This is a genomic window from Paeniglutamicibacter sp. ORCA_105 (assembly GCF_045798545.1).
GTDB classification, from domain to species: domain Bacteria; phylum Actinomycetota; class Actinomycetes; order Actinomycetales; family Micrococcaceae; genus Paeniglutamicibacter; species Paeniglutamicibacter sulfureus.
The window spans coordinates 1-10,961 of record NZ_JBIXLM010000067.1; the positions used below are offsets into that span (position 1 = coordinate 1).

Here is a 10,961-nt window from a genome sequence, read left to right on the forward strand (position 1 = left end):
CCGATGCGTCGCAGCCGACGTGGGAGCCGGCGCCTGGCCCGTACTCCTCGCCAAGTAATTGGAACTCACCCAACCGGTCCGCGAACCGGCCTTGACCTCCCACCAAACACCGCTGGCCTTGCCCGTCCGAGTAACCGCCGTGCCCTTGGCAAGAACAGCCAAGGACTCGTAATGGGCACCGGCATTCTGACGCAGGTTCAGGTTCGCGGTGGTTCGAATGACCGTGGTGGTTTGCGCACGCGGGGCGAGTGGCTTCTTCGCGACATTGAGTTGCAGTGGAGCTGCGCCCGTGGGGACCGGTGCTGCCGCCGCCGCGGGGGCCAGTGCCCCCACCGCCATTGACGCACCGAATGTCGCCGCTGCGATCCGCAGGGAAAGTAGGGGTTGGGGACTCATGGTGATTACTCCTTCAACAAAGGAATTGACCCTGAGACATCAATCCCCGTGGATAAGTGCTCGCTTGGGTACACCCTATGTGTCTGGAGTTGCCAATGTCACGGGTGTTACAGAAGGGATTGAAGTAAATTGGCCCTCCCAGTGTTGTTTTTTCGGGAGGACCAACCGCTGAAACGCACCTGGTTGCGGACGCGCTAGGCGTTTTGCCGCAACACGTTCTTTTGCACCTTTCCGGTGGATGTGCGCGGCAGATCCTGCGGGAAGTGGATGGCCTTGGGAACCTTGAAACCGGCCAATTGCGTGCGAGCGTGGGCCTGGAGCGTCGCCGCGTCGACCTGCGATCCGCTGGCCCGGATGACGTAGGCAACCGGCGTTTCGCCCCATTTTTCGTCCGGCACGCCGATCACCGCGACGTCGATGACCTCCGGGTGGCTTGCGAATGCCTGCTCGACCTCGATGGTCGAGATGTTTTCCCCGCCGGAAATGATGATGTCCTTGGCGCGGTCCTTGAGCTGGATGTATCCGTCGGGGTGCATGACGCCTAGGTCCCCGGTGTGGAACCAGCCGCCGGAAAACGCCGCGGCGGTGGCTTCCTCGTCCCGGTAGTAGCCGATCATGACGTTGTTGCCGCGCAGCACGATTTCGCCCATCGTCTCCCCGTCGGCCGGCACGTCCTTCATGTCAGCATCCACGATCCGCGCCGATTCGGCCTGGACCATCCCCACGCCCTGCCGCGAGACCTTCTGCGCCCTGGCCTCGTCGTCCAGCTCGTCCCAGGCGTCCTGGTATTCGCAGATCGTGTAGGGGCCATAGACCTCGGTGAGCCCGTAGACGTGAACGACCTCGATGCCGAGTTTTTGCAGCTTGCGGATGATCGCCGGCGAGGGCGGGGCTCCGGCGGTGGTGATCTTGATGCCGCTCTCCAGCTCGTGGGCACGGGAGGAGTCGGCGATGATGGAGCAGACCGTGGGGGCGCCGCACAGGTGCGTGACGCCGAGGTCGTCGATGGCGTCCCAGACCGGTTCCGCGCGGACGCCGCGCAGGCACAGGTGCGTGCCGCCGGCAGCGGTGACGGCCCAGGGAGTGCACCAGCCGTTGCAATGGAACATCGGCAGCGTCCACAGGTAGCGGGTGTGAGCGTCAAAGCCCTGGTGGAAAGCCTCCCCCATCGAGTTCAGGTAGCTGCCTCGGTGCGAGTACAACACGCCCTTGGGCTTGCCGGTGGTCCCCGAGGTGTAGTTCAGCGTGATCGGGGCTCGCTCGTCCGCGATCGCGTAGTCCAGGTCCTCCCCGGTGCCGGCGGCAATGAAATCGGCATAGGTTCCATCGACCTGGACCTCGGCCCTGGTGCCGGTGAATTCGGGGTCCTGGATCTCGATGAGCGCTTCGAGGGACGGGACCTCTGCGCGCAGCGTCGCCGCGGCGCCCAGAAGCTCCGAGTCGGCAAAGAGCAACTTCGTGGCCGAATGTTCCATGATGTAGCCCAGTTCGCGCGCCGAAAGCCGGGTATTCAGGGCCACCAGCACGCCGCCGGCCAGCGGGACGGCGTAGTGGGCGACCAGCATTTCGGGAATGTTGGGTGCCAGCACCGCCACCCGGTCACCGGGAACGATGCGCGCGGCCAGTGCCTTGGCGAATTGCTGCACCTGCGCCCCGAACTGCGCGTAGCTGTAAGACCGTGACCCGTGCACGATGGCTTCCTTGGACGGATACACCTCCGCCGAGCGCTGCAGGAATCGCAACGGTGTCAGTTCCGAGTGGTTGGCCAGTGGTTGCACACCCATGTGGTCCTCATTCCGGTCTTCGTCGAATTTTCCGGTCCCAGTCGCCTGTGGCATTGTGTGACGCCGACGACATTTTCCCTAGCCCAGAGTAAGGTTTCGGAACGCAGTTTCACAATTCGACACCGGGTTTCACCGTTTATGTCGCGCCACCGAAGCCCTCGACGGCGGCGGGACGACGCAACGTCCCCTGGTGGGCCTGGAAGTGCAGGTAGCGGATCCGCGGCACCAGCTCCTCCGCGGGCCCGACCACTTCGATGCCCGGAACCACCAGGTTGATGGGCAACGCGGCCACCCGCCCGCGCCCGGCACCCCAATCCCGGTGCCAGGAGTCAAGCATCGCCGCCGAGGCAACAAAGGCGATGCGTCCCAGGCCGGCCCAGCCGTGGGCCCCGGCGCACATCGGGCAATGCTCCCCGGAGGTGTACACCGTGGTGGCCGCCCTGCGCTCCGGATCCAGGTTTGCCAGCGCCCATTGCGCAATTGCCAGCTCCGGATGCGCGGTGGCATCCCCGCCGGCCACGCGGTTCCGGCCCTCGTAAAGCACGGACCCCTCGGCGTCGACAAGGATGGAGCCGAAGGGCTCGTCGCTTGCCTCCAGGCTCTCCTCGGCCAATGCAACACAGCGGGTTAGATGGTCAATGTCCAAGCGCGTCAGTCCCATGTGCCCATCATGCGACATGTCCGTCGATTTGCCCACCGGGGCAGGCCGTTGAAAGGCGGAATGCGCGCGACGGGTAATCGGCGTAGGCTCAGTGGGAGGGCGAAAGGTGAATAATGAGCCAATCCGAGTACTTTGAAGAACAGTTGAGCAAGGTGGAGGACGATTCCGTCGCCGAGCTCACGGCACTATGTCGCAAGCTGCAGGACCAGCAGCCCGGTTCCCGGGTTCCACTTATCGACCCGGTGCACGACGTGGACGAGGCTCGGGTTATCTCGCTCCAAATCGCGCCGGGCCCCGGAACGTCTTCGGGCTTCCTGTCCCTGCGCAACGACGATCCCACCGCGGCACGACTCGCTGCAGTCTATGAGACTGCCGGGTTGGAGCCGCGTTTTGCTATCCCGTGGAATGTCTATCCGTGGGAACTGCCCGACGGCGGAACCAAACTGACCCCGGACCAGGTGAAAGCCGGGATCCGCCCGCTCAAGGAGCTGATGCGCATCGCTTACCGCACCTCGGCGATCGTGGCCCACGGCACCGAGGCCAAGCGCCTGGTCCAGGCCTGGATCAAGGCAGGCGGCCAGCAGGTCATCAACCAGCGCGGCATCAAGATCTACGAAGTGCGTTCCACCGCCGACCGCGCCTTCCTGGGTTCGGCCGAAAAGCAGCAGGCGTGGTTCGACGAAATGGTGGCCGCGTACGCCGACGCCATGGCTCGCGCCGGTTTGCGTCCACCGGCCAAGTGAAGGTCCTCGTTCTCGGTGCCGGGGATCTCGGCACCGAGGCGGGCCTGCGCTTCGCAGCCGCCGGGCACCACGTCACCGCTTGGCGCCGCCGGCCCGAAGTGCTGCCCTCTGCATTCGCCACACACCGGGTGGACCTGGCCGATCAATCCACCCCGTTGCCGGCGATTGATCCCGGCACCGATACCGTCGTCTTCACGCCCGCCGCGCCCGAGCGCAGCGAAGATGCCTACCGTCGCACCTACCTAGTTGCTGCACGACGGGTGTTCGACGCCTTGGCGCGCGATGAGGTGTCCCCCAGGCGATTCCTGATGGTCTCCTCCACTGCCGTTTACGGAGATGCGGCCGGCGGCTGGGTCGACGAGGACACCGCGGTCTCCCCGGGCACCGCGACCGCCAGGATCCTGGCGGAGTCCGAGGAACTGGTTCGGGGCAGGGCAACGACGCCAATCATCCTGCGCCTGTCCGGAATCTATGGCCCCGGCCGCAACCACCTGATTAACCAGGTGCGCAACGGCAAGGCACGCACCCCCGGAAAAACCGTGTGGACCAACCGGATCCACCGCGACGATGCCGCTGCTGCCATCGTGCACTTGTGCACCATGAACTCCGTGCCTGCCCCGCTGTATTTGGGTGTCGACCACGAACCGGCGGACCTGGGCGAGGTCCAGGGGTTCCTGGCCTCGAGCCTCGGCGTTCCCCGGCCGGAGGTCGGAGAAGCCCCGGTGAACCGCGGCGGCGACAGACGCCTGTCCAATGCCCGGCTGCTCGCCAGCGGCTTTGAATTCGCGTTCCCGACCTACCGCGAAGGCTATTCCAGCGTGCTTGCGGGCGAAGGCGTGCGGCACCCCTGAGCCGCCGGCAGGCAGGCTCCGCCCGTTGCGCGACGGCGGGGTTCCTGGGGTCGGGCCCGCCACTACGGGCGTCACGGTGGGATCGGTTGTCCCTCACGCAAGGAACCCCGGCGAGCGATGCGATCTATTGATCCGCACCGATCGCCGGGGTTTTCGGCGTTTTGGCCTACAAAGACCTAGAAGCCCTTGCGCAGCGGGTTGAAGTGGCGTGCAACGGCAGGCTTTTCCTTGCCCACGATGCCCGCGGCCAGCAACTTGCCGGTCAGCGGGCCCAGGGCCACGCCCCACATGCCGTGGCCGCCGCCGACGTGCACGCGGGGCGACTTGGTGGCCCCGACCAGCGGCAGGCCGTCGGCGGTGCAGGGCCGTCCGCCAACCCATTCCTCCTTGCGGTTCTCCCAGTTGATGCCCTTGTAGACCGGGGAGGCCGCGGCGACGATGGCCTCGATGCGCTTGGGCTCCAGCGGGTGGTTGGCGTCGCGGAACTCCATCGTGCCGGCAATGCGGAAGCGGTCCCCGAGCGGGGTGCAGGCCACGCGCTGGGACGGGAAGTAGATCGGGTGCGTCGGCATGACCTCTGGCTGGACGGTGAAGGAATAGCCGCGTCCCGCCTGGACAACGACATTCACGCCGAACTTCTTGGCCAGGTCGTTCATCCAGGCACCGGTCGCCATGACCACTTGGTCGGCGGTGATCGAGCGGCCCTCGGAACCGATGACGGTGACCGAGCTGCCGTTGTCGCGGATGTCGGTGACGTTGAAGGAGCCAACGATGTCGCCGCCGCGGGCCACCACCGACTCGGCCAGGGACTCCATGTACTTCGGCGGGTTCAGGAAGCGCTGGTTCTTGATCGCAACACCGGCCGCCACCTCGTCGGAGAGGGTTGGTTCGATGGCACGCAGTTCGTCGCCGGTGAGCAGGTCGAACTCGACATTGCCGCCGGTCTTGCGGATCATGTCGAATTCGTGAAGAAGGCCGTCGCGGTCCTTCAAGGACTTGAAGCCGGTCAGGAAGGGGTTGGCCGGCTTGGTCTTCTCGACGACGCCCGGGCCGGCATTGGTGTTCTCGGCGATCTCGTCGAAGGCATCCAGTCCGGTGGTTCCGATCTCCGAGTAGATGCGCATGGCTTCCTGCCACTTCTTCGGCGTACTGTGCCAGGCAAAGCCCACCAGGAAGCGAAGCAGCTTGGCATCGGCCTTCAACGGAACGTACAGCGGGGACGCGGGATCCAGCAACATCTTCGGTCCGCTGGTGAAGATGGACGGCTCGGCAATCGGCAAGGTGAGTGCCGGGGTCAGCCAGCCGGCGTTGCCCCAAGAAGCGCCCGAGGCAACTCCCCCGCGATCCACGACCGTGACCTTGACGCCCTCTTCCTGCAGGTACCAGGCGGCGGACAGGCCGACGAACCCGGCACCGACGATTACAACATGTTCTGGCGTCGCTGCGCTGGCCATGGTTCACACTCCGTTCAAGAAATTCCAACTCTGGATCTCAACTTTGGCGGTGAAAGCCACTCGAAGCAACGGCATTTCACTTTTCGTCGGTGACGCAGGCCACTACATCGCCTAATCTGCATTAAATACAGCAAACCGGTTACTTTTTAGTTTTTCCTGCATCAGGCATTGATGACGACGCATTTCTGACCCGTCAGCGTGTGGTTTGACCTGCTCTCATCCTCGATCGAATCAACCATTCGCGCAAGCACCCGGGCCGCCTAACTGTCCGATGGAATGGAACGACCCACCCGGGAACCACCCACCGCATTCAGCCGACAGTCGCACTACAGTTCTTTTGGCTCCGTCGCATGGGCGGTCCCCTTTAGACTATTTCCATGCTTCCCGTTGCTCCAGTGCTTTCGTCGACCACTCTGATCCGGGAACTTGTCGGTCCGCTGAGCCTTGACCGCGGTGCGGCCTATGCCAGCCAGGGCAGGGTGCTGGACGTAGGCTGGGTTGCCCCGATGAGCATCGTGCGCGCCAGCGTCCTGGGCTCGGGCGGCATGGTCTACCGCACCGCAGTCCACTCCCAGGTCCGCCACGGCTTCCTGATGCCCCAGCACGGGATCTGCACCTGTCCGGTGGGCGCCAATTGCAAGCATGCAGCAGCGGCACTCCTGGCCTACATGTGGGATGAGACGAATTTCGAGGAACCCGATCCCAAGGCACCTTGGGAGCGCATCTTGGACTCCCTGATTGGCGACGGCGGCTCCCAGCCCACGGAAACCGAGGAACGCACCCTGGGTGTCCAGTTCGAGCTCCGGCCCCGGACCCTGCAGCGGTACCAGGCCGCTGCGATGCAGAAGATCAAGAACGGGGACATCCCGCACACCTCCAAGCTTGAACTGGTCCTGCGTCCCGTCCAGCTCAACGACAAGGGCCGCTGGGTCTCAGGCAACCTCGCCTGGCAGCATTTCCGCTACACCCGCACCGGCGGCGTGCCGGTGCTGCCCTTCGACTACACCTACGACCCTGACCAGGTGGAGTGGTTCTGCACGCTGCTGCAGCTAAACTCGTTTGCCGCCTGGAACGGGACGCATCTGTCGGCCAGCGACTTCCTCAGCCCCATGGTCTGGAACCATTTGGAACGTGCCACGGCGCTGGGAATCGAGTTGCGCGGGCCGTCGGCAAAATCCTCTGTGAAGGTGCACGAGCCCGTAACTATCAGAACCGACGTCGCATCGGAGGGCAGGAAATTGCGGATCCGACCCGCCCTCGACGTCCTGCCCGCGGAGTTCGACACGGATTTCATCGGTGCCGTCTCCGACCACGGCGTCTTCTGGTGGAACGCCAGCGAAGGCATGAAGCACCTCAACCTGAGCTTGGCTCCCACGCGCGCCAAGATCCCCTCTTTGATCACCGGCCTGCTCGCCACGGACAAAAAGGTGGTCGTCCCGGCCAATGGACGGGAAAGCTTCGAACGCGAATACCTGCCCAAGCTCGCCAAGGCCACGGAACTATCCTCCCTCGACAGCTCCGTCGAGGTGCCGACCTCCCTTGCCCCGAAGATGCTGCTGCGCATCAAGCACATCCTCGTCAAGCCGGACACCGCACGAAGGCGCAAGGACGAGAAAGCGGGCGTTCCCGGCGTTGAACTCCAGTGGGGCTTTGTCTATGGCGAGACCCGGGTTCCCCTGGGCAACGCACCGGTCCCCGGCGTCGACCGCGATTCGAAGGCCGAGCTCGCCCTGCAGCGTGAGGCGGGCGCGGCCATGGCCGATTTCCCTGGAGCCCTCGGCAACATCCAGCAGCAGGCACGGACCACCGACGGCACCATAGTCATCTCCGGCGTGGAAGCCGCCCGCTTCACCGCCGCCCTGCCGGCACTGCAGGCGATGGAAAACCTGGAGGTGACCATCGAGGGCGAAACCATTGACTTCGAGGAGCTGACCGCCGACCCGCTGATCACCATTACGGCCGAGAACACCGAAACCAACGACTGGTTCGATTTGGGTGTGGAGGTGCGGATCGATGGCAGCAACGTCCCCTTCACCGAACTCTTCCAGGCCCTGGCCCACGGCGACGAGTACCTGATGCTCCCCGACGGCAAGTACTTCGCGCTCGACCGCCCGGAATACGAGCAACTGCGCCGGCTCATCGAGGAGGCCCGCGCTCTCTCGGATTCCACCACGGATGGGACCATTCGGATTTCCAAGCATCAGGCCTCGCTTTGGGAAGACCTCAAGGACATCGCCACCAATGTCGAGGCCTCCGAAGCATGGAAGGCCTCCTCCGAGGGACTGAGCAACATCCTTGAGGTCGCCCACGCCCCACTGCCCGCCGGCATCGATGCCACCCTGCGCCCCTACCAACGCGAGGGCTTCGAATGGCTTTCGTTCCTTTATGACAACGGCCTGGGCGGCGTGCTTGCCGACGACATGGGGCTGGGCAAGACGTTGCAGACCTTGGCGCTGATCCAGCACGCCAAGGACAACCACGACGAGACCGCGGGCAAGATGCCGCCGTTCCTCGTCGTGGCCCCGACCTCCGTCGTCTCCAACTGGGAGGCCGAGGCCAAGCGCTTCGCCCCGGACCTGCGCAGCGTGTACATCACCGAGACGGTGCGCCGCGGCGGGGTCCCGGCGCACGAGATCGCCGCCGAGGTCGACATCGTCATCACCTCCTATGGGCTGTTCCGCATCGACCAGGAGGAATACGCCGCCACGACGTTCTCGGGCCTGATCCTGGACGAGGCGCAATTCGTGAAGAACCCGGCCACGCAGGCATCCAAGCAGGCCCGCGACTTCCCGACGTCCTTCAAACTCGCCATCACCGGCACTCCCATGGAGAACAACCTCTCCGAGCTGTGGTCGATGTTTGCGATTGCCGCTCCCGGGCTTTTCCCCACGCTCAAGCGCTTCGACGAGACCTATCGCAAGCCCATCGAGAAGGACGGCGACAACGAGGCGCTGTCGCGCCTGCGGCGCCGCATCCGCCCGCTGATGCTGCGCCGCACCAAGGAGCTGGTGGCCACCGACCTGCCCGAGAAGCAGGAACAGGTCCTGGAACTGGAACTGAACCCCAAGCACCGCACCATCTACCAGCGGCACCTGCAGCGCGAACGCCAAAAGGTGCTGGGCATGCTCGAGGACATGGACAAGAACCGCTTCGCGGTGTTCTCCTCCCTCACCAAGCTGCGCCAGCTTTCCCTGGATGCCTCGCTCATCGACGACGAGTACGCCTCGGTGCCCAGCAGCAAGCTCGACGCCCTGCTCGAACAGCTCGAGGACCTCACCGCCGAGGGCCACAACGCCCTGGTCTTCAGCCAGTTCACCTCGTTCCTGTCCAAGGCCAGCGACCGGCTCACCGAAGCAGGGATCGAGCACGCCTATCTGGACGGCTCCACCACCAAGCGTGCCAAGGTCATCGAGTCCTTCACCTCCGGCAAGGTCCAGGTGTTCCTGATTTCGCTGAAGGCCGGCGGGTTCGGACTAAACCTCACCCAGGCCGACTACTGCTTCCTGATGGACCCTTGGTGGAACCCCTCCTCGGAGAACCAGGCCGTCGACCGAGCGCACCGCATCGGCCAGAAGCGCAACGTCATGGTCTACCGCATGGTTTCCAAGAACACCATCGAGGAAAAGGTCATGGCGCTGAAGGACAAGAAGGCCAAGCTCTTCACCGCGGTGCTGGATGACGATGCGGCTTTCGCCTCGGCCATCAGCGCCGACGATGTGCGTTCGCTCTTTGCCGACTGAGTGGGCACCGGCCGACTGAATATTCCGTAGCATCCAAGGATTTCCAAGTACCAAAGAGGGGACGACGCCAAAATGTCGAAATCGAAGCCTGCCAGCAACAAGTCGCGAAGCGGGCACCCCGCCCGCACTTCGAGTGCTGGAACGTCCAAGTTTGAGAACCAGGTGCGCGTCGCGATGCGGCCCTACGTGGCCCAACTGCGTGCCTTCTTCAACCAACGCCACGACGCGGCCGATACGGAAGCTGGCATCGAGGGGCTCGTGACGCTGCTGACCGTCCACGCTCGGCTTCGCGGCCAGGTAGCGGTGTCGGAACTCGACCACGACGCGCTGTCGATCCAGTTCGAAGATCTGCGCGCCATCGGTGACGAGGTTGCGGTTGCCTGCGCTTCGATGCTGCGGGAATTCGTGCTCTTCCTGGCCGAAAGTGGTCGTTGGTCCGGTTCGGTGGAGGGATTCAAAGCGGTCTTCGATTTGATCTCCGCCCAGGGCGGGGAGTCCCCCGTGGTCGTTCCGGAACTCGATGAGGACGGCGCGGATGCCCGCTGGGCCAAACTGCCCATGGTTTCCACCGCGCGGGCGCTGTTGGCATGGGTCGGCGAGGGCCGCGACGTCCGTCCGGACGGCTCACTGCTGGATGTGGACCTGGCGCCGGCCGCCGCGGCCGTGGGTCTCACGGTTCTCCACGACCCCGGAGCCGCGGCTACGCAGCTGCCCTGGGAACCGGAGGCAGGTGCCGCAGTGGCCACGCTCGTTCAGTTGCCAAAGCTGGACGCCTACTGGAACTCGCTGCTGCGAGCCGGTCTGCTGACCAACCAGCACGGAAAGGCGGTCCCGACCCCAGTAGTCAGCGAAGCGCTGCACGCCGATTCGGGATTCAGCGCACGCGGCGTGAAAGACCTCATCGCCGAGGGTCTCTACGCCCACATCCTGCTCAACGCGGTGGGATCGGAGAACGACCACACCGTGACGCAAATGGCTGCCGCATTGCTGAGCAAGGCCGGGTCGGCCAATCCCCCACGCACGGAAGCCGCCTTCGCTGTTCCCGCTCCCGGGGAGCTCGAACCCGAGCAGGCCCATCTGCAGCCACTCTTTGAAAAGACGGTGCCCGCCGCGGAGTCGCTGCTCCGCGCAGCGGAATCCGAGGGGCTGGTGCGCATCGGAAAACACGTGCGGGTGCCGCGCGTCTTGCGCGCCTCGCTGGAACGGGCACTGACGCGGGTGGCCGAGGAACTGCTGGCTTAGTTAAAGGATATTAACGCCGTCGGCTCCCACGAGATAGCGGGCACGCACCGTGTATTCCTGGTTGGAAGCGCGGTTGAGCAGACGGACGGT

9 protein-coding genes are annotated in these 10,961 nt (G+C 64.7%); 4 read left to right on the forward strand and 5 right to left on the reverse strand.

Annotated elements, in window-relative coordinates:
* The 3 genes from ACIPUB_RS19580 to ACIPUB_RS19590 all read right to left on the reverse strand — a co-directional run.
* Positions 1-396: SH3 domain-containing protein (locus tag ACIPUB_RS19580; protein ID WP_407608912.1), on the reverse strand; the 396-nt coding region annotated here is incomplete at its 3' end.
* 194 nt (positions 397-590) lie between these two features.
* Positions 591-2,180: a long-chain-fatty-acid--CoA ligase gene (locus tag ACIPUB_RS19585; RefSeq protein ID WP_407608913.1), complete on the reverse strand. Its 1,590-nt coding sequence runs from the start codon at positions 2,178-2,180 to the stop codon at positions 591-593.
* Between the two features lie 136 nt (positions 2,181-2,316).
* Positions 2,317-2,841 carry a nucleoside deaminase gene (locus ACIPUB_RS19590; RefSeq protein ID WP_407608914.1) on the reverse strand — a complete coding sequence of 175 codons (525 nt, stop codon included), beginning with the start codon at positions 2,839-2,841 and terminating at the stop codon, positions 2,317-2,319.
* A gap of 113 nt (positions 2,842-2,954) precedes the next feature.
* On the opposite strand from ACIPUB_RS19590, the gene ACIPUB_RS19595 reads away from it, so the two are divergent.
* Both ACIPUB_RS19595 and ACIPUB_RS19600 read left to right on the forward strand, forming a co-directional pair.
* Entirely contained in the window at positions 2,955-3,584 is a 630-nt protein-coding gene (locus ACIPUB_RS19595) for a uracil-DNA glycosylase (RefSeq protein ID WP_310289711.1), read from the forward strand.
* Positions 3,581-4,435, forward strand: a complete 855-nt coding sequence (locus tag ACIPUB_RS19600; protein WP_407608915.1) for an SDR family oxidoreductase — start codon at positions 3,581-3,583, stop codon at positions 4,433-4,435. Before ACIPUB_RS19595 ends, ACIPUB_RS19600 begins: the two co-directional genes overlap by 4 nt.
* Before the next feature lie 176 nt (positions 4,436-4,611).
* Here the strand turns inward: ACIPUB_RS19600 and ACIPUB_RS19605 are convergent, their stop codons facing one another.
* Positions 4,612-5,889, reverse strand: a complete 1,278-nt coding sequence (locus tag ACIPUB_RS19605; RefSeq protein WP_407608916.1) for an NAD(P)/FAD-dependent oxidoreductase — start codon at positions 5,887-5,889, stop codon at positions 4,612-4,614.
* Positions 5,890-6,266: 377 nt separating this feature from the next.
* Between ACIPUB_RS19605 and ACIPUB_RS19610 the strand changes: the two genes are divergently transcribed.
* Together ACIPUB_RS19610 and ACIPUB_RS19615 are read left to right on the forward strand one after the other, a co-directional pair.
* Complete coding sequence (locus ACIPUB_RS19610) at positions 6,267-9,629, forward strand: SNF2-related protein (RefSeq protein ID WP_407608917.1); 3,363 nt, start codon at positions 6,267-6,269, stop codon at positions 9,627-9,629.
* A 72-nt stretch (positions 9,630-9,701) separates the two neighbouring features.
* A complete protein-coding gene (locus ACIPUB_RS19615) occupies positions 9,702-10,871 on the forward strand; it encodes a hypothetical protein (RefSeq protein WP_407608918.1) in 1,170 nt (389 codons plus the stop codon).
* Here the strand turns inward: ACIPUB_RS19615 and ACIPUB_RS19620 are convergent, their stop codons facing one another.
* Positions 10,872-10,952 (reverse strand): FAD-dependent monooxygenase, encoded by an 81-nt coding sequence (locus tag ACIPUB_RS19620; protein WP_407608919.1) that lies wholly within the window; start codon positions 10,950-10,952, stop codon positions 10,872-10,874.
* Between the last annotated feature and the right edge of the window lie 9 nt (positions 10,953-10,961).